This window comes from Paraburkholderia metrosideri (assembly GCF_904848625.1).
GTDB classification, from domain to species: Bacteria; Pseudomonadota; Gammaproteobacteria; order Burkholderiales; family Burkholderiaceae; genus Paraburkholderia; species Paraburkholderia metrosideri.
In genome coordinates this window covers 319,428-342,805 of record NZ_CAJHCP010000004.1, presented here as the reverse complement: position 1 = coordinate 342,805, position 23,378 = coordinate 319,428, and the positions used below count along the sequence as shown (strand labels likewise).

General features: G+C 60.2%; 17 protein-coding genes and 2 pseudogenes. 12 read left to right on the top strand and 7 right to left on the bottom strand.

Annotated elements, in window-relative coordinates; genetic code table 11:
• The first annotated feature begins 43 nt into the window (after window positions 1-43).
• From LMG28727_RS10150 to LMG28727_RS10120, 7 genes are all read left to right on the top strand, one after another.
• On the top strand, window positions 44-2,005 hold the full coding sequence (locus tag LMG28727_RS10150; RefSeq protein WP_201642166.1) for an ABC transporter permease: 1,962 nt from the start codon (window positions 44-46) through the stop codon (window positions 2,003-2,005).
• Window positions 2,002-2,811 carry an ABC transporter ATP-binding protein gene (locus LMG28727_RS10145; protein ID WP_201642165.1) on the top strand — a complete coding sequence of 270 codons (810 nt, stop codon included), beginning with the start codon at window positions 2,002-2,004 and terminating at the stop codon, window positions 2,809-2,811. The genes LMG28727_RS10150 and LMG28727_RS10145 overlap by 4 nt, the downstream gene beginning before the upstream one ends.
• On the top strand, window positions 2,808-3,521 hold the full coding sequence (locus tag LMG28727_RS10140; protein WP_201642164.1) for an ABC transporter ATP-binding protein: 714 nt from the start codon (window positions 2,808-2,810) through the stop codon (window positions 3,519-3,521). Before LMG28727_RS10145 ends, LMG28727_RS10140 begins: the two co-directional genes overlap by 4 nt.
• 76 nt (window positions 3,522-3,597) lie before the next feature.
• Window positions 3,598-4,797: an amidohydrolase family protein gene (locus LMG28727_RS10135; protein ID WP_201642163.1), complete on the top strand. Its 1,200-nt coding sequence runs from the start codon at window positions 3,598-3,600 to the stop codon at window positions 4,795-4,797.
• A 31-nt stretch (window positions 4,798-4,828) separates the two neighbouring features.
• Complete coding sequence (locus tag LMG28727_RS10130; protein WP_201642162.1) at window positions 4,829-5,362, top strand: (2Fe-2S)-binding protein; 534 nt, start codon at window positions 4,829-4,831, stop codon at window positions 5,360-5,362.
• Complete coding sequence (locus LMG28727_RS10125; RefSeq protein WP_201642161.1) at window positions 5,359-8,967, top strand: molybdopterin cofactor-binding domain-containing protein; 3,609 nt, start codon at window positions 5,359-5,361, stop codon at window positions 8,965-8,967. The genes LMG28727_RS10130 and LMG28727_RS10125 overlap by 4 nt, the downstream gene beginning before the upstream one ends.
• A gap of 107 nt (window positions 8,968-9,074) precedes the next feature.
• The gene (locus LMG28727_RS10120) at window positions 9,075-10,283 is read left to right on the top strand and encodes an ABC transporter substrate-binding protein (protein WP_201642160.1); all 1,209 of its coding nucleotides are present in this window, start codon (window positions 9,075-9,077) and stop codon (window positions 10,281-10,283) included.
• Between the two features lie 158 nt (window positions 10,284-10,441).
• Here LMG28727_RS10120 and LMG28727_RS10115 read toward each other — a convergent pair whose 3' ends face one another.
• Window positions 10,442-10,693: a hypothetical protein gene (locus tag LMG28727_RS10115; protein ID WP_201642159.1), complete on the bottom strand. Its 252-nt coding sequence runs from the start codon at window positions 10,691-10,693 to the stop codon at window positions 10,442-10,444.
• A gap of 323 nt (window positions 10,694-11,016) precedes the next feature.
• On the opposite strand from LMG28727_RS10115, the gene LMG28727_RS10110 reads away from it, so the two are divergent.
• Window positions 11,017-11,541, top strand: a complete 525-nt coding sequence (locus tag LMG28727_RS10110) for a DUF6496 domain-containing protein (RefSeq protein WP_201642158.1) — start codon at window positions 11,017-11,019, stop codon at window positions 11,539-11,541.
• Window positions 11,542-11,685: 144 nt separating this feature from the next.
• On the opposite strand, the gene LMG28727_RS10105 is transcribed toward LMG28727_RS10110, so the two are convergent.
• A complete protein-coding gene (locus tag LMG28727_RS10105; protein WP_201642157.1) occupies window positions 11,686-13,014 on the bottom strand; it encodes an aspartate aminotransferase family protein in 1,329 nt (442 codons plus the stop codon).
• A 182-nt stretch (window positions 13,015-13,196) separates the two neighbouring features.
• Between LMG28727_RS10105 and LMG28727_RS10100 the strand changes: the two genes are divergently transcribed.
• Complete coding sequence (locus tag LMG28727_RS10100) at window positions 13,197-14,612, top strand: aminotransferase-like domain-containing protein (protein ID WP_201642156.1); 1,416 nt, start codon at window positions 13,197-13,199, stop codon at window positions 14,610-14,612.
• A 23-nt stretch (window positions 14,613-14,635) separates the two neighbouring features.
• On the opposite strand, the gene LMG28727_RS10095 is transcribed toward LMG28727_RS10100, so the two are convergent.
• From LMG28727_RS10095 to LMG28727_RS34915, 5 genes and pseudogenes are all read right to left on the bottom strand, one after another.
• Window positions 14,636-15,259, bottom strand: a complete 624-nt coding sequence (locus LMG28727_RS10095) for a LysE family translocator (RefSeq protein ID WP_201642155.1) — start codon at window positions 15,257-15,259, stop codon at window positions 14,636-14,638.
• A gap of 503 nt (window positions 15,260-15,762) precedes the next feature.
• Window positions 15,763-16,071, bottom strand: coding sequence for a hypothetical protein (locus LMG28727_RS10090; protein WP_201642154.1), 309 nt, complete (start codon window positions 16,069-16,071; stop codon window positions 15,763-15,765).
• Between the two features lie 156 nt (window positions 16,072-16,227).
• Entirely contained in the window at window positions 16,228-18,669 is a 2,442-nt protein-coding gene (locus LMG28727_RS10085; protein ID WP_201642153.1) for a hypothetical protein, read from the bottom strand.
• A gap of 5 nt (window positions 18,670-18,674) precedes the next feature.
• Window positions 18,675-19,511, bottom strand: coding sequence for a hypothetical protein (locus tag LMG28727_RS10080; protein ID WP_201642152.1), 837 nt, complete (start codon window positions 19,509-19,511; stop codon window positions 18,675-18,677).
• Window positions 19,512-20,635: 1,124 nt separating this feature from the next.
• A pseudogene (locus tag LMG28727_RS34915) lies at window positions 20,636-20,853 on the bottom strand (transposase domain-containing protein); the annotation flags it as partial.
• 144 nt (window positions 20,854-20,997) lie between these two features.
• Between LMG28727_RS34915 and LMG28727_RS10070 the strand changes: the two are divergent.
• The 3 genes and pseudogenes from LMG28727_RS10070 to LMG28727_RS10060 all read left to right on the top strand — a co-directional run.
• Window positions 20,998-21,159: pseudogene (locus tag LMG28727_RS10070) on the top strand (IS5/IS1182 family transposase); the annotation flags it as partial.
• 153 nt (window positions 21,160-21,312) lie between these two features.
• Window positions 21,313-22,554, top strand: a complete 1,242-nt coding sequence (locus tag LMG28727_RS10065) for an MFS transporter (protein ID WP_201642150.1) — start codon at window positions 21,313-21,315, stop codon at window positions 22,552-22,554.
• Window positions 22,555-22,894: 340 nt separating this feature from the next.
• A complete protein-coding gene (locus LMG28727_RS10060) occupies window positions 22,895-23,365 on the top strand; it encodes a ribonuclease (protein ID WP_201642149.1) in 471 nt (156 codons plus the stop codon).
• Window positions 23,366-23,378 lie beyond the last annotated feature (13 nt).

Here is a 23,378-nt window from a genome sequence, read left to right as displayed (position 1 = left end):
CTACGCCGCGCATTCGCGATCGAGCAACCTGCCGAGGGGCGTGATGCTTTCGAATTTGCTGGTACAGCTGGTCAATGGACTCGCCGACGCGTCGACGCTGTTTCTCGTCGCCGCCGGTTTGTCGCTGATCTTTGGCGTGACGCGCATCGTCAACTTTGCGCACGGCTCGTTCTACATGTTCGGCATCTATGTCGCGTACAGCATCGCCAGCCGGTTTGGACACACGGTGGGCGGCTTCTGGCTATCGGTGCTGGCGGCCGCGCTAGTCGTTGCCGTACTGGGTGCGCTGGTTGAGATGATCGTACTGCGGCGTATCTACCAGGCACCTGAGTTGTTTCACCTGTTAGCCACATTCGCGCTGGTACTGATCTTTCGCGACGCCGCGTTGTGGCTGTGGGGCCCGGACGATCTGTTCGGCCCGCGCGCACCGCATCTGGCGGGCGCAGTCGATTTTCTCGGTCATCCTTTGCCGACCTACGACATTACGTTAATCGTGATCGGGCCGGTGGTATTGCTGCTGCTCTGGTATGCGTTGACCCGTACCCGGTGGGGCACGCTGGTGCGTGCCGCGACTCAGGATCGCGAGATGCTCGGCGCGCTTGGTATCAATCAGGCGTGGCTGTTTACCGGCGTGTTTTTCGTCGGCGCATTTCTCGCGGGTCTCGGCGGGGCTTTGCAGGGGCCGCGTATGTCTGCGAATCTGTCGCTCGATCTGGAAACGATCGGCAACGCGTTCGTCGTGGTCGTGGTCGGCGGCATGGGGTCGATTCCGGGCGCGTTCGTCGCCGCGCTGATCATCGCGGAGATCAAGGCGCTGTGCATCGGCATCGGACATGTGACGATATTCGGCGTGGACCTGTCGCTGAGCCGCTTTACGCTGGTCGCTGAATTCGTCGTGATGGCGGTGGTGCTCGTCGTACGGCCCTGGGGGTTGCTTGGCCGCGCCAGCGCCGCAGTGCGCGGCATGGCCGCGCCGGAAACGCCGTTACGTCCCGCTGGAAAGCGCGTGAAGTGGCTGGCCGCGATCGTGTTGCTGGTTCTGGTGCTCGCGCCGCTCGCCGCCGGCGCGTTCCCGTATATGCCCGTACTGCTGGTCGAAATATTAATTGCCGTGCTGTTCGCAACGAGCCTGCATTTCATCATGGGACCGGGCGGCATGCATTCGTTCGGCCATGCCGCTTACTTCGGACTGGGCGCATACGGCGCAGCGCTCTTCCTCAAAGTATTGAATCTGCCGATGGAAGCCGCGTTGCTGCTCGGCCCGCTATTGGCGGTAGGCGGTGCGCTCGTGTTCGGCTGGTTCTGCGTGCGGCTTTCCGGCGTCTACCTCGCGATGCTGACGCTCGCGTTCGCGCAGATCGTCTGGTCGGTGGTGTTCCAGTGGGACGATGTGACGGGAGGCAGTAACGGTTTGCTCGGCTTATGGCCGTCGAACTGGTTGTCTTCGCCGGTGGCGTTCTATTACCTCACGCTGGTTTGCGCCGTGATCGGCGTGTGGCTGCTGCGCAAAATGTTGTTCTCGCCGCTGGGTTATGCGATGCGGGCGTCGCGCGATTCCGTGCTGCGCGCCGAAGCGATCGGTATCGATGTGAAGCGCGTGCAGTGGGCGGCCTTCGTGATTGCATCGCTATTTTGCGGGCTCGCCGGATCGTTATACGCGTTCTCCAAGGGCACGATTTCGCCGGAGGTGATCAGCGTGAGCCGTTCCGTCGACGGCCTCGTGATGGTATTGCTCGGCGGCTTGCAGACACTAAGCGGGCCGATTGTGGGCGCCGCCGTGTTCACCTGGTTGCAGGACACCGTCGCGCGGCAAACCGACTATTGGCAAGCGCTACTGGGCCTGGCGATTCTGCTGCTGGTGATTGCGTTTCCGCAAGGAATCGTCGGCTTTATCCGTGAGCATCTTGGTGACCGGGGCGACCGGGGCGACGACAGTGCCGATCAGCGCGACAGGAACGCAGCGACGCCGTCGCAACGCGCGGCCGCGATCAAGGAGGGGCTATGAGCTTGCTGCGCGTTTCCTCATTGTCCAAATCCTTTGGCGGCCTGAAAGCGGTAGACAACGTTTCTTTCGATCTCGAAGCCGGTCAGTTACTGGCACTGCTCGGTCCAAACGGCGCGGGCAAGTCCACCTGTTTTAACATGGTCAACGGGCAGTTGCCGCCGTCATCCGGCTCGATCCGGCTGAACGATCACGAACTGGTCGGCATGCGTCCGCGCGACATCTGGCGACTCGGCGTGGGACGCACTTTCCAGATTGCTGCAACCTTCAATTCGATGACCGTGCTTGAAAACGTGCAGATGGCGCTGGTGTCGCGCGAACGCAAAACCTTCGGACTATGGAAGCCCGCAGGCGCGCGCTATGCCGATGAAGCGATCGCGCTGCTCGAACAGGTCGGCATGGCGGCCGACGCGAATCGCGCTTGCGGTGTGCTTGCCTATGGCGACGTGAAGCGTGTCGAACTGGCGATTGCACTGGCCAATCGTCCGAAACTGCTGCTCATGGACGAACCCACGGCCGGCATGGCGCCGAAGGAACGCAACGAGTTGATGGCGCTCACCAAACGCCTCGTCACCGAACACAAGATCGGCGTGTTGTTTACCGAGCACAGCATGGACGTGGTATTCGCGTACGCCGATCGCATGATCGTGCTGGCGCGCGGCAAGCTGATCGCCGAAGGTGACGCCGAAACGATCCGCAACGACCCACGCGTGCAGGAAGTGTATTTCGGCACCGGCAAGACCTTTCAGCCGCGTGCGCCGTTGCATGACGCGGCGGGCGGTCATCAAGGACAAGGAGCGCTGCAATGAGCGAGCCGATGCTGAAGGTCTCCGGCCTCAACGCGTTTTATGGCCGCGCGCATATCCTGTTCGACGTCGGCCTCGAGGTCGGGCGTGGCGAGGTGGTTGCACTGATGGGCCGCAACGGCGCGGGCAAATCGACGACGATGAAAGCGGTGATGGGACTGCTGCCGCGCCGTCAGGGCGACGTCACTTTTCGCGGCCAGAACATCACCGCGTTGCCGCCCTACAAAATCTCCCGGATGGGCATGGGCTTCGTGCCCGAAGATCGCCGCGTATTCGCGGATCTGACCGTGATGGAAAACCTCGACACCGGCCGTCAGCCGCCGCGTGAAGGCGCGCCTCAGTGGACGCCGGAAAAGCTGTTCCGGCTCTTTCCGAATCTCGGTGAAATGCCCGCGCGTCCAGGCGGTCAGATGAGTGGCGGCGAGCAGCAGATGCTGACCGTCTCACGCACGTTGATGGGCAATCCGTATCTCGTGTTGCTCGACGAACCCTCTGAAGGCGTCGCGCCTGTGATCGTCGAACAGATGGCCAACATGATTCTCGAACTCAAGCGCGAAGGGCTATCGATTCTGTTATCCGAACAGAACCTGCACTTCGCGGAACTGGTCAGCGACCGCGCGTATGTGCTCGAAAAAGGGCAGATCCGCTTTAGCGGCACGATCGGCGAACTCGCACAGAACGAAACAGTCAGGCGCGCTTATCTGAGCGTGTGATTCCGTTGGCGCGCTGTGCGTGCATCTTTCACGCATGCACAGCGTAGCCGGGCAGTCGTTGCGAAAGGAGAGGCAGATGGCAGCAGAGACGTTGACGGGTTTGTCGGGCAAGGTCGCTATCACGAACATCGGGCTGCTGTTATCGGGCGATATCGACCAGCCGATTCTCGACGCCGATACGCTGGTGATCGACGATGGCGTAATCGTCGCGGTCGGCAAAGAGAAGGATTGCGATCTCGAAGGCGCGCGCACCACGGTCGATTGCAAAGGCACAGCGGTGGCGCCTGGCCTGATCGACTCGCATGTGCATCCGGTGTTCGGCGACTGGACCCCGCGCCAGAATCAGATGGGGTGGATCGAATCGAATCTGAACGGCGGCGTGACGACGATGATCTCCGCCGGCGAAGTGCATCTGCCTGGTCGCCCGAAAGACATACTCGGCGTGAAGGCGCTGGCGATTACCGCGCAACGTTCGTTCGAAGGAATGCGCGGCGCGGGCGTCGGCGGGGGTGTCAAGGTGATGGCGGGGGCGCCGGTCATCGAAAAGGGCATGGTCGAAGAGGACTTCAAGGAGCTGTCCGAAGCGGGCGTGAAGCTGCTCGGCGAGGTCGGACTCGGTAGCGTGAAGGGCGGCGAAGAAGCCGCGCAGATGGTCGCGTGGGCACGCAAGTACGGTATTCAAAGCACGATTCACACGGGCGGCCCGTCGATTCCCGGCTCGGGGCTGATCGACCGGGATGTGGTACTGGCTGCGGACGCCGACGTGATCGGCCATATCAACGGCGGACATACGTCGTTGTCGTATCGTCATGTATGCGACTTGTGCGAGCAATCGAGCCGTGCGCTGGAGATAGTCCACAACGGCAATGAACGGATCGCATTGCTGACCGCGCGTCATGCGATCGAATTGAAGTGTCCGCACCGGATCATTCTCGGCACTGACAGCCCAGCGGGTTCCGGCGTGCAACCACTCGGCATTTTGCGCATGATCGCGCTGATTTCCAGTCTCGCTGACGTGCCGGCTGAAATCGCGTTTTGCTTCGCAACCGGCAACACCGCGCGTCAACGCAACTTGCGTCAGGGGCTGATCGAAACCGGCCGTCCCGCCGACCTCGTGTTCATGGACCGTGCGCAACACACGGCGGCGGACACATTGCTCGAAAGCGTGCAGCTTGGCGATATTCCAGGCGTAGGCATGGTGATGATCGATGGCTTGATTCGCTGCCGACGCAGCCGCAACACGCCCCCGGCCACCGAAGTACCGGTGGTGCTGTGAGCGCGCGGCGTCACGCACGGTGTTCGCTGCGATGACACGCGCGCAGCCACTGGTGCTGAACGTGAATGGCGCGACCCATCTCGTCGACGCCGCCGCAGACACACCGTTGCTGTACCTGCTGCGCAACGACCTCGCACTGAACGGACCGAAATTCGGTTGCGGTTTGGGCGAGTGCGGCGCCTGCACGGTGCTGCTCGACGGTGTGCCGACGCGGGCCTGTGTCACGACCGCGAAGGTCGCATTGGGCCGCGAGATTACGACACTGGAAGGACTCGGCACACGGAACGCGTTACATCCGGTGCAGCGGGCGTTTATCGAAGAACAGGCGGCGCAATGCGGTTACTGTCTGAACGGCATGATCATGACGGCCAAAGCGTTGCTCGATCGCGATCCCCAGCCGAGCGTCGCAACGATCCAGCGGGAGTTGTCGCGCAATCTGTGCCGCTGCGGCACCCATGTCGAGATCATTCGGGCCGTGCAGCGCGCCGCCGAATTGCTGGCCGCGCAAGCGGCCATGCCGGCGGTATCGGCGGCGCCGATCGCGGCTGACGGAGTGCGCAGATGACCGGCCCGGACTTCAGCGTCGATCGACGCGCCCCACCGCCATCGCGCAAGCAGCTGTATGACGCGCAAAGCGTGCTGATTGTTACGCGGCCCCCGCAAGGTCCGGTGAAGGCCGCGATCGGTCAGCCGGGTTCGCGTTCGTCGTTCACACCCACTGAGGCGGATCTGTTCCTCGTGGTGCGCGACGACGGCAGCGTGGTTGCATTCAACGGTCACGTCGATCTGGGAACCGGTATCGGCACGGCGCTCGCGCAAATCGTTGCAGAAGAACTGGATGTGCGTCTGGCGCGAGTATCGATCGTGCTCGGCCATACTGGCGAAGCGCCAAATCAGGGGCCGACGATTGCCAGCGCGACGATTCAGATTTCCGCCGTGCCGTTGCGGCAGGCGGCCGCACAGGCGCGTCAATATTTGCTGACGGAAGCCGCCGCACGTTTGGGGGTGAGCGCAGAGCAACTGGATGTGCTGGACGGCAAGGTTTTTCTGCGTGACGGCGATCCCGCGAAGGGCATTCCCTATGGCGAGCTGGTAAGCGGACGGCGCGTGGAATTAAAACTCTCCGCTGATGCGCCTTTGAAATCTCCCGACACTTACAAGGTCGTGGGCAAAAGCTCGCCGCGCGTCGATATCCCCGCTAAAGCAACCGGCGAACTCGTTTTCGTGCATGACGTGCGCGTCCCCGGCATGTTGCATGGCCGCGTGGTGAGACCGCCGTATGCGGGCGTGGCGCAGGGCGACTTCATGGGCAATAGCCTGCTGCATGTCGACGAAAACTCGGTGAGCGGGTTGCCCGGCATCGTCAAGGTCGTGGTGATCCGCGATTTTGTCGGGATTGTTGCTGAGCGGGAGGAAGTCGCGCAGCAGGCCGTGAAGCGGCTCGACGTGCAGTGGAAAGCGGTTGAAGGTTTGCCGTCGCTGGAAACGAGCGAAGAAGTGGAGGCGGCGTTGCGCGCGAATCCTGCTACACGTCGTGATCTTTTGATCGACGGCGACGTGGATGCGACACTCGCGCAAGATCCCGCCCGCACTTTGGAACGCACCTACGTGTGGCCGTTTCAGATGCATGCGTCGATTGGACCGTCTTGTGCAGTGGCCGATTATCGTGAAGGCGTATTGAAGGTCTGGTCGGGCACGCAGAACCCGCATTCACTGCGCGCGGATCTCGCGTTGCTGATGACGATGGACGAAGCGCAGATCGACATCGTGCGAATGGATGCTGCGGGCTGCTACGGCCGCAATTGCGCGGACGATGTCGCCGCCGACGCCGCGTTGCTGTCTCGCGCAACCGGCGCGCCCGTGCGTGTGCAACTCTCGCGCGAAGACGAACACTCGTGGGAGCCGAAGGGCGCAGCGCAACTGATGGACGTGCGTGGCGCGTTAAGTGCCGAAGGCGAACTGGCGGCGTACGATTTCGCGACGCGTTATCCATCGAACGATGCGCCTACGTTGGCGCTGCTGTTGACCGGCACGATTGCCGCGCAGCCGCAGGTGTTCGAAATGGGCGATCGCACGGCGGTGCCGCCGTACGACTATCGCAGCATGCGCGTGGTGTGCGACGACACGCCGCCGATCGTGCGGGCCGCGTGGCTACGAGGGGTGTCCGCGTTGCCCAATACGTTCGCCCATGAGTCGTTTATCGACGAACTCGCGGCCGAAGCGGGCGTCGATCCGGTCGAATTCCGGCTCAAGCATCTGACCGATCCGCGTGCGATCGATCTGGTGAAAGCCGTCGCTGAAAAGGCTGCTTGGGAGCCGCGCGATCCATCGGCGATACGGGTTCAGGAAGGCGATATCGCGCGTGGCAGAGGCATCGCTTACGCGCGCTATGTGCATAGCAAATTCCCCGGCTTCGGCGCGGCCTGGTCCGCCTGGATCGCCGACGTCGAAGTCAATCGCAAAAGCGGCGAACTCGCGGTGACGCGCGTGGTGGTCGGCCAGGACACCGGCACGATGATCAACCCCGACGGCGTGCGTCATCAGATCCACGGCAACGTGATACAGGCGACCAGCCGCGCGTTGAAAGAACGCGTGACGTTCGGCGAACACGCAGTGACGAGCCAGGAGTGGGGCGCGTATCCGATTCTGACGTTCCGCGAAGTGCCCGTGATCGAAGTGGTGATGATGCCGCGTCACGGCGAGCCGCCGATGGGCGCAGGCGAATCCGCATCGCTGCCGGGCGCAGCGGCGATTGCCAACGCGCTTTACGACGCGACAGGCGTGCGGTTTCGCCGACCGCCGTTCACGCCCGAAACGATCCGCGCCGCGCTTGCCGACGCGCAGGCCGAAGACGCGGCGGCGCGCAGAAAGCAGCGCTGGCGTCTCGGCTTGCTGGGCGCATTCGCCGCGGGCGCCGCGGGCTGGCTCGGTGCGTTGTCGCTTGCACCCCACGCTATCGCGCCCATCGCACCGCCGCTTGCCAGCGCGTTTGCGCCCGAGCTGGTCGCACGTGGCAAGGTGCTCGCATCGCTGGGAAATTGCGCGGTTTGCCACACCGCGCACAACGGTGTGCCGAATGCAGGTGGCAAGCCGCTCGCTACACCATTCGGCACGGTCTATAGCACCAACATCACGCCGGACGGCCAGACGGGAATCGGCAACTGGTCATTAGACGCGTTTATCCGCGCGATGCGGCAGGGGATTAGCCGCGACGGCCACCGGCTGTATCCGGCGTTCCCGTACACATCGTTCAGGAACACGTCGGACGACGACCTCAAAGCACTCTACGCGTACCTGATGTCGCAAACGCCGGTGCGCTCGCGGCCACCGGAAACGAAACTCGCGTTCCCGTTCAGCGTGCGTCCGCTGATGGCTGCATGGAACGGCCTTTTCCTTCGACGCAATACGTTCACTGCGGATGCCACGCAAAGCGCGCAATGGAATCGCGGCGCGTACCTCGTGAACGGCCTCGGCCATTGCAGCGCGTGCCACACGCCGCGCAACGCCTTCGGCGCTGAAAAAACCGGGGCGGCTTTCATGAGCGGCGGCGTGGCGGACGGCTGGGAAGCGCCCGCGTTATCCACGCTGTCGAACGCACCCGTCCCGTGGAGCGAAGACGAACTGTTCGGCTATCTGCGCCACGGTCACGCACCGCTGCACGGCGTCGCGGCTGGGCCGATGGCACCTGTCGTCGGCGATCTGGCGGCACTCCCCGACAGCGATATTCGCGCGATGGCGACCTATCTGGCGTCGCTCAATCCGTTGGAACCGAATGCCGATCCGCAGGCGGTCGCGCGCCAATACGAACAGGCCAGCGCGCTCACCGGCGCGCCGGCGACGCTCGGCGCGCGTCTCTTTGACGGCGCATGCGCCGCCTGTCATCACACCGGCAGCGGTCCGCAACTGTTCGGCGCGCATCCTTCGCTTGCGCTTAACACGAATCTGCACAGCGCGACACCCGATAATCTGATTCGTGTGATTCTCGACGGCATCGGCTCGCCTGCGCGGCCCGAACTGGGTACGATGCCGGCTTATCGCGACAGTTTCAACGACGCCCAGGTGGCCGAACTCGTGTCCTGGCTGCGCCAGCAGTTTGCTGGCGGCAAGCCCGCGTGGCAGGACGTCACGCAGAGCGTCGCCCGAATCCGCGCGACGTCGCCAGCCGATTGAAGCGCCAGCCGTTTTTTCGCCTGATATAAGAGGCAAATAAAGGGCAAAAACGAGCGAAACAACAACCAACCAGCTTTCACGCAATCCTTCTGATAACGGAGAAACGCATGACCACGCGCGCAGGATGGATCTCTCGCCTTACGGTGTCGACGCTGTGCTCGTTTGCCGCCTTGAGCGCGAGCGCACAGCAGACCATCAAGATCGGTGAGATCAATAGCTATAAGGCGCAACCCGCCTTTCTCGGGCCTTACAAGAACGGCTGGAATCTTGCGCTCGAACAGGTCAACGCGGCCGGTGGCGTGCTCGGCAAGCAACTCGAAGTCGTGTCGCGCGACGACAACGGCAACCCCGGCGACACGATTCGCGCCGCGCAGGAATTGATCGCCGGCGAGCAGGTGCAAATGCTGTTCGGCGGATTTCTGTCGAACACGGGTCTCGCGTTGAGCGACTTCGCGAAGCAGAAGAAGATTTTCTTCCTCGCCGCCGAGCCGCTGACCGACAAGATTGTCTGGGCCGATGGCAACAAATACACGTACCGTCTGCGTCCTTCCACCTATATGCAGGTCGCGATGCTGGTGCCGGAAGCGGCCAAGCTGCACAAGAAGCGTTGGGCGCTGGTGTATCCGAACTACGAGTACGGGCAATCGGCGGTCGCGACGTTCAAGAAGCTGCTGACGGCGGCGCAACCTGACGTGCAGTTCGTCGTCGAGCAGGCGACGCCGCTCGGTAAGGTCGACGCGGGTGCGGTGACCCAGGCCATCGCCGATGCGAAGCCGGACGCGATTTTCAACGTGCTGTTCGGCGCGGACCTCGGCAAGTTCGTGCGTGAAGGCAATACGCGCGGCCTGTTCAAAGACACCAGCGTGGTCTCGCTGCTAACGGGCGAGCCGGACTATCTCGATCCGCTGGGCGCTGAAGCGCCGACTGGCTGGATCGTCACAGGCTACCCGTGGTATTCGATCGATACAGCGGCGAACAAGAAGTTCGTCGACGCGTATCAGGCGAAGTATCACGACTACCCGCGCCTCGGTTCGGTGGTCGGCTATTCGGCGCTGATGTCGATTGCGGACGGCATCAAAAAGGCGGGTTCCACCGATTCCGACAAGCTCGCCGCCGCGTTCAAGGGCTTGAATGTGGAGACGCCGTTCGGTCCGATCGTGTATCGCCCGCAGGACAATCAGTCGACGATGGGCGCGTACGTCGGTGTGACGGCAGTGAAGGACGGCAAGGGCGTGATGACGTCGTATCGGTACATTGATGGCGCGAGCGTTCAGCCATCGGATGCCGAAGTCAGGAAGCTGCGGCCAGCGGACTAACCTGGGGTTATCGCCGGCTGAAACGGCGATGCTTCGTGTCTGATCAACGCCTGCGCGCAGTCGATGGCGCAGGCGGATTCAACAGGGGCAAGCGAGCGTCTTTGCCCCACACCGGCTATTCCTGCTATTCCTGCGATGCCTGCCCATGACGCGCAACGCTACTCCTCCGCGTCGTGCTCCATCACAAAGCGCTTCAGATAAGCCAGCACGGCAGCCTCGACAGCGCGATGATCGGCGGTGCTTTTGGACCCCGCATTCTCTTCGTCGCCGAACAACGTGGACGGTGCGTTGTGCACGTCCACTTCCTGGCCTTCGCGAAACACGCGAATTTCGTGAACGTCTTCGGCGTATTCGGCGATCCAGTGCACGCCTTCAATGTGCGCACCTGCACGAACGGTCGGTATCTTCATGGACGTCTCCCGACGGGCTGGACCACGGCGCCAACCCTTGCTGACACCATACGCCGTCCGGGTAATGGGCGCGAGTGGCAGGCGGTGATTTGGCCGAATCGCGTCGTGGTTTCAATCGGTCGACGAATTTATCGCGAATGTTGGTGGATTATTTTGAATTGATGGCGATTCAAGCGGGTTCAGCTGGATTCACGCTGGTCGTCCGTTCGAACCCGGATTCCCAGTATGCATCACGGTCGCGCGCGACATGGACCGGCGCGTGCAAGTCTCGCGGCACAGCCGTTGCTGCATGACACAGGCCACAGCCAAACTGGAGGACTGTCATGCCCGAGCAAAAAACCCTCAAACGTGCCCACGCCGACAAGCGTGCCGGTAAGGCACCGAGCACCCAGGCAGGTGAATTCGTCAAGGAACAGGTCGATAAGGTGCGCGCCGGCAAGCACGGCGTCAGGTCGGCAAAACAGGCGATTGCGATTGGCCTGTCTGAAGCACGCCGCGCGGGCGTTGCCGTGAAATCCCCGAAGAAGGGGGCGACGAGCGAAGCGACCCGCAAGAAGGCGGACAAGGATAACGCCGCTGGACAGCACAAGAGCACGGCCAGAAAGAGCGCGAGCACGGAGTCGACAGCCAAGCGCTCACGCGCGGCGACCAATGCGTTAAAGCGTGAGAGCACGGCGGGCGTTTCCCCGTCGGCGCTGTCGAAGCAGACCAAGGCTGCGGCGGCGAAACGCCCGGCGGCCAGCCGGTCAGCGGCGGCGAAAAAAGCGGCAGCGACGAAGGGTGCTGCGGGACGTTCGGCGGCTGCGAAGAAGGCGGCGCATACGCGGGCTTCGCGTGCGCATCACTAGGTCTGATTGACGCTCGTACGCGGCTTTTTTACGTTCCGTTCACCAGAGAGCCTGCGGGTCTGCCGGCAAGCGGATTCGATGGTTGGAAAACGCCGCGTGTCTGTCGCGGGGAAGGGCCGACGGCTCTTCCCCGCGTCGCATGGGTTACTGCACCGTCGCCAGCACGTCCCCCACCGTTTTGAAGATGTGCGCGATCTGCTCTTCATTGATGATGAGCGGCGGCGAGAACGCCAGAATATCGCCAGTAAATCGCACCAGCACGCCTGCCTCGAAGCATTTGACGAACGCCTCATAAGCCCGTGCGCCCGGTGCGCCGTCGCGCGACTCGAGTTCCACGCCCGCGATCATCCCAAGGTTGCGCACGTCCTTCACGTGCTTCGCGCTGCGCAGCGAATGCGCGGCGGCTTCGAACGTCGGCGCAAGCGTGGCGGCACGCTCGAACAGACCTTCGCGACGATACAGATCCAGCGTCGCCACCGCTGCAGCAGCGGCCGCCGGGTGCGCCGAATACGTATAACCGTGGAACAGCTCGATCGCGCCAGGTGCGCCGCCGTTGACGATGGTGTCGTGAATCGTACGGCTCGCCGCGACCGCGCCCATTGGAATCGACGCGTTGTTGATCGCCTTCGCCAGCGTGATCAGGTCCGGCGTCACGCCGAAGTATTCGCTCGCCGTCGCTTTGCCGACGCGGCCAAAACCCGTAATCACTTCGTCGAAAATCAGCAGGATGCCGTGCTTCGTGCAGATCTCGCGCAGCTTCTGCAGATAACCTTGCGGCGGAATCAGCACACCCGTCGAGCCGGCCACCGGCTCGACGATAACCGCAGCAATCGTCGAGGCATCGTGCAGCGTGACAATGCGTTCGAGATCCTCGGCCAGATGCGCGCCCCACGCCGGCTGGCCCTTCGAGAACGCGTTGTGTTCGAGGTTATGCGTATGCGGCAGATGATCGACCGCCGGCAGCAACGCGCCGGAAAACGTCTTGCGATTCGGTGCGATCCCGCCTACCGAGATACCGCCGAAGCCCACGCCGTGATATCCGCGTTCACGGCCGATCAGGCGCGTGCGCTGCCCCTCGCCGCGCGAACGGTGGTAAGCGAGTGCAATTTTCAGCGCGGTATCGACCGATTCAGAACCCGAGTTCGTGAAGAAGATGCGGTCGAGACCCTCCGGCATCAGCTCGGCGACTTTCGTGGCCGCTTCGAACGCGAGCGGGTGGCCCATCTGGAAGGTCGGCGCGAAGTCGAGCGTCGACAGCTGCTGGGTGATCGCGGCGACGATCTCGTCGCGGCCATGGCCCGCGTTCACGCACCATAGACCCGCACAGCCGTCGAGCACTTCGCGCCCGTCCGTGCTGCGGTAGTACATCCCCTTGGCCGATTCCAGCAGACGCGGCGCCGCCTTGAACTGGCGGTTGGCGGTGAAGGGCATCCAGAATGAGGACAGGTCGTCGATAACGGGGCGCGAAGTCATGGGTATCTCCGGGAAATGGCGCCCCTAGGGAGGTCTGCGGGGCATGGTGAAACTGTAGCGTTCGCGGTTTAATGGCGGCATAAACAGTTGACGTAGTGTGGCGCTAACTGTATTGGTGGATTGCCGTGAACTGTGTCGCTCGATGCGGCTTGCGGCTTTCGCTTCTGACTTCGTGCTAACTCATGATCGAACTGGAACTTGAGCGCGACCGGCGTTCGGCCCCGACGCTTGTCGAGCAGGTCGTGCAAGGCTTTGCGAGCGCCATTGACGCGCAATCGTTGCGCGCGGGCGCGTTGTTGCCGTCGGTGCGGCAACTGGCGCAGAGCCATGAACTGAGCACCTTCACGGTGACCGAGGCGTACAACCGTCTGGTGTCGATGGGTCTCGTGATCGCGCGGCGCGGCTCCGGTTATCGCGTGGCGGCGCGCCCGCAGTCCCTGCGCCCCGTTGCCGCCCATTGGCAGCCGCCGAGCCTCACCGCGACCTGGTTGTTATCCGATGTGTTCGCCGATCATTCGGTGCCGATCAAGGCCGGCGGCGGCTGGCTGCCGAACGAGTGGGTCAACGAGACCGGTTTGCAGCACGCGTTGCGCGCCACCAGCCGGGTGCCGGCGGCGCGGCTTGGCGATTACGGGCATCCGTATGGGTTCGCCCCGCTGCGCGAACGGATCGCCGAACAGCTCGACCGGCGCGGCTTGCCGGTCGACGTCTCGAATGTGCTGCTGACCCAAGGCGCAACCCAGGGGCTCGATCTGATCGTGCGTACCTTGCTGCGCGCGGGCGACGCGGTGATCGTCGAAGATCCCGGTTACTGCAATCTGCTGCAGATTCTCAAGCTCGCCGGACTGGTGGTGCATGGCGTGCCGCGCACGCCGTCGGGTGTCGATACGGAGGTGCTGGAAGCGCTGGTCGCGCAGCACAAGCCGAAGGCGATCTTCGTCAACACGACGCTGCAAAATCCGACGGGGGCGACGTTTGGCATGTCCGCTGCATTCCGTCTGCTGCAAATCGCGGAACGCCAGCGCATGTGGGTGATTGAAGACGACGTGAGCCGCGAACTCGCGCCGTCCGGTGCACCGCTCTTTGCGGCGATGGAAGGCTTGCAGCGCGTGCTGTATGTCGGCGGATTCTCGAAGACGGTGACCCCGGGGTTGCGCTGTGGCTACGTGGTCGCCGAACAGGCGGTGCTGCGCGAATTGGCACGCACGAAGATGGCGGTGGGTTTGACGTCGTCGGAGGCGATCGAGCGGATCGTCGACAAGGTGTTGCTGGAAGGGCGCTATGCGCGTCACGTGGAAGCAGTGAACGAGCGGCTCAAACTGGCGCATGCGACGGTCGAGGAACGGCTCGATTCGCTGGGCCTCGAGGTCTTTCACCGGCCGCGCGCGGGTCTGTTTTTGTGGGTGCGTTTGCCGATCGAGGCGGAGCGGGCCGGCGAAGTCGCGACGGCCGCACTCGCGCATGGCATCTGGCTCGCGCCGGGCTCTTACTTCCGTCCTGACGATGCCCCTAGCGCGTGGTTTCGTTTCAACGCCCCCTATTCGACCGACGACGCGTTGTGGCGCTTTATCGAACGAGTCGGGCAGGGGACGCTATAAATGCGCGAGGGCCGCGCTCGCAATCAGCCGCCGTGGCCCAGCAGTTTCAATGCGATCGGATAGAGCGAAAGCACCAGCAGCAGTGCCATCAGGATATTGAAAATGCGCAGCCGCTTCGGGTCCGACAGCACTTCGCGCATCGCCGTGCCGAAACCCGCCCACAGGCAGATGCACGGAAAGCCGATCACGTAGAACACCAGCGCCATCGCGACGGCGTTCATGCTGTAGCTCTCACTGAGGTGGATGGTCGTGGCGGCGGTCAGCACCATCATCCATGCCTTCGGATTCACCCACTGGAACGCGATGGCCTCATAAAATTTCATCGGCCGGCGCTCGCCCTTTTTTACCTTCAACTCTCCCGACGTGCCGATCTTCCACGCGAGATACAGCAGATAGGCGACGCTCGCGACTTCCAGCACGGTGTACAGCACAGGGAAATGGACAAACGCTTCGCCGAGGCCGATTCCCACCGACAGCATCAACAGCACAACCCCGACGCTGATTCCGGACAGATGCGGCAGCGTGCGGCGAAAGCCGAAGTTGACGCCGGAGGCCAGCAACATCGTATTGTTCGGGCCGGGCGTGACCGAGGTGACGAGCGCGAACAGGATGCCGGCGGGCAGCGCGCTGAGACTGAGGTAAGACATGAGGGCTCCGGGGGGCGGCGATAGAACGGTAGAGTCATTCTAGCGACATGGCCCGGTACAGTACCTGTACGGTTTGGAGGATGGTGTCCGGTACGGAAATACTGTGGCGGATGGAGAGACTCTCGCACAGCCGCACTAGTGAAACGGCCGTGAGAGTGAGACTCGGGATACTTACAAGGCGATTTCTGCCCTTATCGCGGCAGACCGTTCGACAGAACAAACTCTAGAAATTTGCTGTGAGCAGAGTTCTGGGGCACGAACGTGGGATGAACCAACGATTGGGACGACGCCTTTCTGTCCGGAGGACGGCTGCCATCATGTCTGGCAGGAGACCTTTCCCTGGCGAAAGCCGCTGTTTGATCTGCGTGGCTAAAGCAGGGCGTTTCGCTACATAGATCGCTATTCAATCGGACCTGTCTGGCCGTTTCGCATTGGCTACGAGTGTTTTGGTCTCGCAGAAAAGGCGCAAAATTATTTTGGCAGCGACGCGGCTGGTTCGCAGCTCAGCCAGGCCCCATGGCAGACAACGAATTCCTGAAACAAGCGTCGAACGTCGTGAAACCTTGCTTCGCGCATCCGCGCATCAGTTCTTCCTGACTTGCTTCCACCCGATTACGCTGCCACTTGCCCCACGTCGAACCAGTAACTGTGGCCACTAGTCCTTCCTCTCGTGACACAGGGATGTAAATCGCGGCCGCCGCCAATATCACAGCGCACGCCAGATACACGATGCGGCGATTGCGGCGCCTCACCAATTTCACTTCCAGTGGCCATTTCGAGCCCTTTGTCACTTCAAACTGCGCGTTTGCCATTTTCGAAATCTTGGGTGGTTGGAGCGCTTGATTGTTCCACCCAACAATTAGTGGAGAATTAATCAGTTGGCACGGCCTCCTTGTCAAGGCAGTTGAACAACACCCCGTAGTCGTGCAACCGCTCTGAAAACTCACGCCGCTGTTTCGGGATTTCGGTCACTGAGTCGTGAACTCGGTCATGATCCCGGTTACCTGGTCGAGCGCCTCGCGAAGGCTACCCTGCACGGCAAAATCGGATGTTATGGCAAGCCGCCTGGTGTATTCGCGCACCAGATCCTTCAGACTCAGACACGGCTTTCCCCAAACATACGACACGAATGGAACCGTGCTCAGCGCGGCATGGAACTCCAGTTTGATGACGCCAGCGAGGCCCTCGTCCACGTACAGTTCGAATGTGAAGTTAGTCCGGTTGGACTTCAGCACGAGACTATGGTCGGCATGTTTGAATTCCGCTTTGCACGGTTCGATGAGGCTCTCCACAAATTCGAATATTTGGCTCTCAGTCGGAATAGCGGAGTCGTCGCGCAGCTTGTACTTGACACAGTGGAGCGCTGCGGAGAGATAGGGAACGGGCTCGGGCTTATACTTTTCCAAGGACGCGTTTCGTCCTTTCAAAAAATTATAGTGACAATTTGCGGCATGCCCGCCCGTGTAGACAAGCGAAATATATCGTTCTTCGCGTGGTGAATTGATGAGGCCATCGAGTTTCTCGAACATGGATTCCACGAGCTCGAGCGGCGAAACCTTGTTCTTGATACCGACTTGAGTCACAAGTTTGGTGGAGCGGTCTTTCTGTGTGTCGATCAGCTTCCTACTGAGATCCTGAAGACGCCACAAACAGCAGAAGAACCTGTCAATGTCGGGCGTCCACGTCTTGTTCGCCGCGAGCTTGATTGCCCCTTGGGCATCGGCTCCCAGCGAGTCCCAGATAGTTGAATTTTGGAAGACGAGCTTATCGGTTTGCTGGTTCATCGCGTCAACGAAATCACTTTTGACACGGGCGCCCAACTCCGGGTCGACATCGCAGCCAAATGATTCCCAAATCTGGTTGAAGCGGACCCGCGCGATCTTCTGGACATCGGAGTTGTCCGTCTGCAGACCCATTCGCGTGGAGTAGTGGTCGTCCTGCGGTAGATCGTAGCGTTCCAATATCTGCTTGAGCCGGGTAATCCGTGATACCAGCTTTGCGGCAGCTTTGGACCTCTTGCCGATGACCTCCGATGCCATTAGCAGGTGTTCGTTCAGGTAGTAGATGGCGGGGGGAATGCTAGGTCCAGGAGACTTGCCGTACTTTCCTTCCAGGAGCTGGCCATGCAGGAGGTGCCACTGTTCCCACAACTCGACGGTATCGCGTCTCGCGGCGCCGACATCGATCAGTTCTGCCTTGGTGTTCTGATACTCGCGATAGTCTCCAAGGTACGGGTCCTCGTCGATTTCCAAGTTGGCCTGATCGAGAACGCCCTGAATTTTTTCTCTTATTGCGTCTTTGCGTTCGTCCATTTTTTCCGTCAGGCTAAACAGCACACCCGAGCTCTCGTCGGCCTTTTCAAGAAAAAAAGCCTCCACTTTGCGCCGGACCGAAAACATTGCCTCCAGAAGAACATTCTGCGCCAAGCGATACTTCTCGTACCACTCGGCGGCCGGCAAGTCGGGATCGATCAAGAACTGACAGTCCCAGTCATTGTCACCTTTCTCCGGCGTCTCGAGAAAGAACTGCAACGCGCGGCCGCCCTTCAGGTAAAACAGCACGTGCTTATTGAGTCCCGGCGCGGAAAGTAACTTCTCTTCGATTTCCGAGAGGCAGCACGACAACAACTCGTGGTGGCCAATATCCTTCGTGTTGTGGAGCAGATCAGTGAGGCCAACGCTGACAGACCGAATTTCGTTTTGGGTCAATAGCAGCTGACTCCCACGCACTTCGTACGACACGTAATATCGCAGCAACACGAAAGCGTCGATCGAGTTGTTGATTTTGATGATAGTGAAGTGCTTAAGATTCTTTTTGAAGTCGGCAGCTATCTCCGCCAATTTCTCCAGATAGGCATCGTACGATTTGATATCTTTATTTAGCCATTCCGCAACACTGCCAGCCCCTGCCCGTTGCGGGTTTTCGAACAGAACGTCGATAAGTATCTTCCTGGCTTCGCTCAACGCGGCTACGTTGTTGTTGTCCTTAAAGAGCCTTTCTATGGTTTCAAGCGTCTGCAAAGTGAAATTTGACGGAAATGAATCACGATTATTCTCCTTATCCTCTTCTCGTCCGTCACTGATCTTGTTGACAATTCTCACTGCGTCGAGAACCTTGAGTTCAGGGTCAGTGGGCCGCTCCTTTCCCATCAACCGCGCAGGAATCTCGCCGAGCTCGAAGTATTCAGAGAGTTTGTCTTGCGTTGTCTGCATCCGGACCAGCAAATCGTCGTCCTTCTTCAGCGCCTGGCGCACCTTGTGCGAATAGACATTCTCCAGAACCTCAAGTGGATGGCTAACGGCGAATTGCCAGGTAACGAACTTGTCTTCTTTCGCTCTAAAGTAGACCGTGTAGCGATCGGCGATTGATGACAGTTCGGCAATCTTGCTGAAGAAGGCGTCGATTTTCATGAGTGTCACCGAATGCAAAGGTTGTGTAACTTTGCGCCTGCTGGTGTGGTTGAACCTTTGACCCATGACGACACCGACTCATAGGTATCGTTCCAGAACTGCTCGGCAAACTGCGCCCAAAGTCCACCGTCTAGCGAGATTTTCATGTTGGCAATGGCAAAGGACGACTGCGAGACATTGATGCCCTTGGAGTCATCCTTATGGAGGTGAACCTGGGTGAAGGAGATCTTCGTGGTAGCTACCTTCGACGCCAGCTTGTCAGTCCCGTTGCCTTCGAGAAATGAGCACACGAAGAGGTTCTTTTCCGTTTCAACCTTATGTTTTGAGGCCGCGGTGCGCACGAGTTCCACGAGACTTTCACGAATCGCCTCTTTGTCGCTTGCCATCCCGGCCTTGATGAGCTTGGATACGCGGTCGATGAGCGCGTTGTAGTCGGACTTCTCGACCATCTCGCGGTCGATGCTGTCTTCCTCAAAATTCAGTATCGGGCACGAATGCAGTTGTTTCGAGTACTCCTGAAACGTAGTGGAAGTCGTGTCTTTGCTTAGATCGCTCGGGTTGAAACCAGATCTGCGGCGCGCAAGTCCAAGGATGGTGGTAAGGCCATTTGCGGGTGACGCCTTGAAGAGGTTCAATTGCTCTGGACTACCTTTGTGCTGGCTGAGAATTTCGCCATCAGCGATGTCGCGCTGGAGGCCAGACCCGAGCCTCGCTCCGGATACGACGGTGTCCTGCGGAAGCGCCTCCATTGCTCGAAGCACCCTGCCGTGATGTACCGTGCCGTCTTTCCAGGCATTCAATGAAGTAACGAGTTCCGGCGAATACAGAATGGCTTGCGTCATGAAACCTCTCCTCGATAGTTTGATGCAGTTTGGCGATCACCTGACGTGAACGACCGGCCAGCGAAAGCGTTCGGGCCAATCGATTCCTTTCTAGATTCTGCGTGCAACGCACAACGTGCGAAACTGAAATCGCAGACGTGATGAAGCAGTACCTCTCACCGACCATAGTCATGAGAAGAGGCGCAATGCCGATTTATATCGTTGCGTTAATTTGTAAAGATCAACTTATCGCGTCAATTTTTTTTGCCAGATTCTTCATGTGACGCCACGAAGTCAAAAAGTCACGACAAGTCCAGGTTGGAACTAATCATTAAGCATGTTTTTCCCACGGCTCATTCTTTAAATAGTACAAAGTTAGGACGCAAAGTTCCGCGCCACCCAAAGACCAGTAAAGTCTGGGACGTTAAGGCAACGTATCTTTTTTTGCTTATTGAAAAAGCAAAGAATCGTCCTCGCAGCAGAACCTCGTCGACGCTCAATGAGCGTACCTGGCTCCTACGTGATCTCAATCAGCCTATAGAACAGAACGGTCGTCGCTTGCAATGCGAGGCAGAAAGTCAACGCGATTTTGCATTGCTAAACGTTTGGCATCTTCTAATTTTTGCTTCTCGTCGCCACCGTCTCGACGGTGTTTCATCAGATTAGATGTTCGCGGGCAAAGATCAAGGAATTTTTACGTTGTTGAACACGCCTCTGTCGGAAAAATTTGGAAAACCAGGATGTGGGTAATCGCCGCCGGCGTTGAACTCTCTGTCACATGATCTGATGCTTGCAAACATGCTCTACGGGCGGAAAAGAGCAGGGTGAATGGAGGCGTTGCACTGACTTGCAAGCGCACTGCTCAATCGTGCTCGCTGTTAATGAATTGGAAAAGCTGGCGTTAGCGGCGACAGAAAAGTCGGGACCGAAGTGCGGCTAACGGAATAGCAAGTAGAAAACGGCTGCAGAAAGTTCCTGGATGTTCACCCTTCGACTGCTGCGCGTATCGACGCGATTACACCCGAGCGAGCCACGGCTCTCGGAGTCGATCTGGACGACTATCGCCGACGCGAAACGCTGACGGAAATGACAGCCGTCACCATTTCTCAATGAGTCATGGACAGGATCTATCTGGATTGGTCGCGTCACGAATCTGGAGGAGGCGAGCTAGTCTGTTGCAGAGCTTGTCGGCTACGCGCGAAGGCAGGAGTTCGTCGATGCGATTGATTTTATGGTTAGCCAGGTGGGTCAGTACAAGGACTACGTAAGCATGCGGATTGATGCCCTTCAACTTGTCGGTGCCAATTAGCAAATATATCGCGGGAGTGCGTTCGCGCTCGCTGTCGAATCCGGCGAATAGAAATTGGAAATTGCGCGCACTTCCGGATGATGGCGAGCGCGATCCGTCTCGCGATTCAGTTAATGCAAGGCGGTTGAATTTTGGTCCCGTGTAAAAGATTTGAGGAACAGGCGTCATGGATATCGTGTTCATGATCTCGGGCAGCGGATGCGATGCAGGGGACCCTTGTTGACAACGATGAAGCTGCAGGATTTCATCCCAACGCATCACCCACTGCGACCGATCCGGCTGCTCGTGAATACCTCGCTGAAACGCCTCAACGGGCCGTTCAGCTCGATCTATGCAGAGACGGGCCGGGCCTCGCTTTCCGTTGTTGCAAAAAACGCCGGCAAAACCCGAAGTGACCACTTCGACATGACCATGGAAATCGGGGAACGATTGAGATAGTCTGCAGCGTGCGCCGAAAATCAACCGTCGCTGCCGAACGATTTCACGAAAATAGCCAAAGGGGTTCATTTCACGATGTCCGACCAAAGCGGTAGCCAAGCTTCCACGATGCCCGACCGTGCCAGTAGTCAATCTGCACTGCGTCAGGTTGCGTCTTCGAGGTTTTTTCTCGGCGCAACGATTGCCATGTTTCTGTCGGGTCTCGGCACGTCGGCGGCTGCACCCCAGCTGGTTCCGTTTCTCGTGAAGGAGCTCGGCGCGTCGTTGCCGCTGGCGGGATTTTATTATTTGACCAGCCTTGCTGCTCCGGTCGCGGGGTACTTCGTCGGCCGCTACTCCGATCACACCGGCAATCGCCTCAATCTTTTTCGCCTGTGTGCTGTGGCGGGCTTTCTGGGCTGGGCGGGGCTAGCCATATCTACGGCGGTGTGGGTACCGTTCATCCTCGCCGTCGTTCTGCTGGCCGTTTCTGGTGCGACCGCCTCGCAGATTTTTTCGGCTGTCCACGATGAACTCAGCGTCAGGCCGGACGACGCAAATGAAAGTGTGGTGGCCATCATCCGTATGGCGCTGACGGGCGGATGGATCGTCGGTCCTGTGCTGGGAGCGTGGGTAGCGGCAGCCTACGGGCTGCGTCCCATGCTTTGGATGACCGCCATCTGCACGCTTCTGCAGATCGCACCGCTCGGGACGTTGAACCCCACCGTCAAGCCGAAGCCGAAGTCGGCGAAAGGGCCAACGCATCACGCCAGCTTGCGTGCGATGGTTCCGCTGCTGGCCTTCACAGGGCTCTTCGTGCTGGTCTATGCAGGGGAGCCGGTGAAGTACGGATTCCTGCTGATCTACATGGAAGAGCAGCTCAAACTCAGTCCGGCCGTGCGGGGCGCCGTCATCGGGATACAGCCGTTCATCGAACTACTCATCATGCCGTTCAGCATCGGGTTGGGGCGCAGGCTCGGCAACGTGTGGTTGATGTGTATCGCGGCCGCGCTGGGCGTATTGGCCAATCTATGCTTTGCGTTGGGGGCGTCGGCAGCGGGGATGTTCGCTGGACAGATCCTCATGGGCGGTGTGTGGGGCATCTTCATGGTTCTCGGGATCATCGTTGCTCAACGCCTGCTTCCGGACGCGGTCGCGACCGCGTCGGCAATCTTCATGAGCTCGACGGCTCTTGCCTCGGCATTGGGAGGCATCACCGGCGGTTTCGGGGTCGCCTTGCTTGGTCTTCCAGATGTATTCCTGCTGCCAGCACTGTTCGCCGGTATTGCCGTGATCGGCCTGGCAATGGCGGCACGCACCGGGCGTTTCAAGATGTAATGATCCAGGCGGGTCACTTCGCGTTACATCATCCTGTCATCGCTGCCCGGCTGCGGCGCGCGGGAGTTGTGCGCAGCACTGCGCCAGCAATGACTGCCTCAAGCACAGCACCGCAGCACCACAGCACCGCAGCACCACAGCACCGCAGCACCGCAGCACCGCAGCACCACAGCACCACAGCACCACAGCACCACAGCACCACAGCACCGCAGCGTGCGAGCTTGAACCGCTCGCCCGAGTTCCGCTGAATCCAGGCCGAACATTGATTCACTCTGCCATTAGCGATACTCTTGAGTCGGCTGTGCTCGACAAATGCTGGTCAACTGGAGATAACCGTTTCGTGAACCGGACGTGGACTTTCTCCTGCATCCTCATCTTGAGTGCGATCCTCGGCGGATGTGGCAAAAGTGGATCGCAAAACGCTACTCAGGATGCGGGTGCATCTGCGGGCCAGGCGGCGAGTCAGCCTGGGTCGGCCGCGAGCGGCCCATCGGTCGCATCCGGCGCGCAAACGCCGGGCACGCTAGCCGTCGTCACCAAGGCGCAGTTGCCGGCAGAAGCGGCCGACACATTGCGTCTGATCAAGGCGGGCGGCCCATTCCCATTTAGCGAAGACGGTGTCCTGTTCCGCAACAGTGCGGGACTGCTGCCGCAACACCCGCGCGGCTATTACCACGCGTATACCGTCCGTACGCCCGGTGCGGCGGATCGCGGGCAGCGCCGCATCATATGTGGTGCACCGCGCAAGCAGACCGGCGACTGCTACTACACCGACGATTACTACGTCAGCTTCAAACGCATTGCCGAATAAGTCGAGGCAGTGA

Excerpts from the sequence above, each read along its gene's own strand:
- LMG28727_RS10145 (WP_201642165.1), top strand. The coding sequence starts at position 2,002 with ATGAGCTTGCTGCGCGTTTCCTCATTGTCCAAATCCTTTGGCGGCCTG.
- LMG28727_RS10090 (WP_201642154.1), bottom strand. The coding sequence starts at position 16,071 with ATGGCAAACGCGCAGTTTGAAGTGACAAAGGGCTCGAAATGGCCACTG.
- LMG28727_RS10080 (WP_201642152.1), bottom strand. The coding sequence starts at position 19,511 with ATGACGCAAGCCATTCTGTATTCGCCGGAACTCGTTACTTCATTGAAT.
- LMG28727_RS10135 (WP_201642163.1), top strand. The coding sequence starts at position 3,598 with ATGGCAGCAGAGACGTTGACGGGTTTGTCGGGCAAGGTCGCTATCACG.
- LMG28727_RS10105 (WP_201642157.1), bottom strand. The coding sequence starts at position 13,014 with ATGACTTCGCGCCCCGTTATCGACGACCTGTCCTCATTCTGGATGCCC.
- LMG28727_RS10130 (WP_201642162.1), top strand. The coding sequence starts at position 4,829 with ATGACACGCGCGCAGCCACTGGTGCTGAACGTGAATGGCGCGACCCAT.
- LMG28727_RS10110 (WP_201642158.1), top strand. The coding sequence starts at position 11,017 with ATGCCCGAGCAAAAAACCCTCAAACGTGCCCACGCCGACAAGCGTGCC.
- LMG28727_RS10120 (WP_201642160.1), top strand. The coding sequence starts at position 9,075 with ATGACCACGCGCGCAGGATGGATCTCTCGCCTTACGGTGTCGACGCTG.
- LMG28727_RS10085 (WP_201642153.1), bottom strand. The coding sequence starts at position 18,669 with ATGAAAATCGACGCCTTCTTCAGCAAGATTGCCGAACTGTCATCAATC.
- LMG28727_RS10115 (WP_201642159.1), bottom strand. The coding sequence starts at position 10,693 with ATGAAGATACCGACCGTTCGTGCAGGTGCGCACATTGAAGGCGTGCAC.
- LMG28727_RS10065 (WP_201642150.1), top strand. The coding sequence starts at position 21,313 with ATGTCCGACCAAAGCGGTAGCCAAGCTTCCACGATGCCCGACCGTGCC.
- LMG28727_RS10150 (WP_201642166.1), top strand. The coding sequence starts at position 44 with ATGCTTTCGAATTTGCTGGTACAGCTGGTCAATGGACTCGCCGACGCG.
- LMG28727_RS10100 (WP_201642156.1), top strand. The coding sequence starts at position 13,197 with ATGATCGAACTGGAACTTGAGCGCGACCGGCGTTCGGCCCCGACGCTT.
- LMG28727_RS10140 (WP_201642164.1), top strand. The coding sequence starts at position 2,808 with ATGAGCGAGCCGATGCTGAAGGTCTCCGGCCTCAACGCGTTTTATGGC.
- LMG28727_RS10095 (WP_201642155.1), bottom strand. The coding sequence starts at position 15,259 with ATGTCTTACCTCAGTCTCAGCGCGCTGCCCGCCGGCATCCTGTTCGCG.
- LMG28727_RS10125 (WP_201642161.1), top strand. The coding sequence starts at position 5,359 with ATGACCGGCCCGGACTTCAGCGTCGATCGACGCGCCCCACCGCCATCG.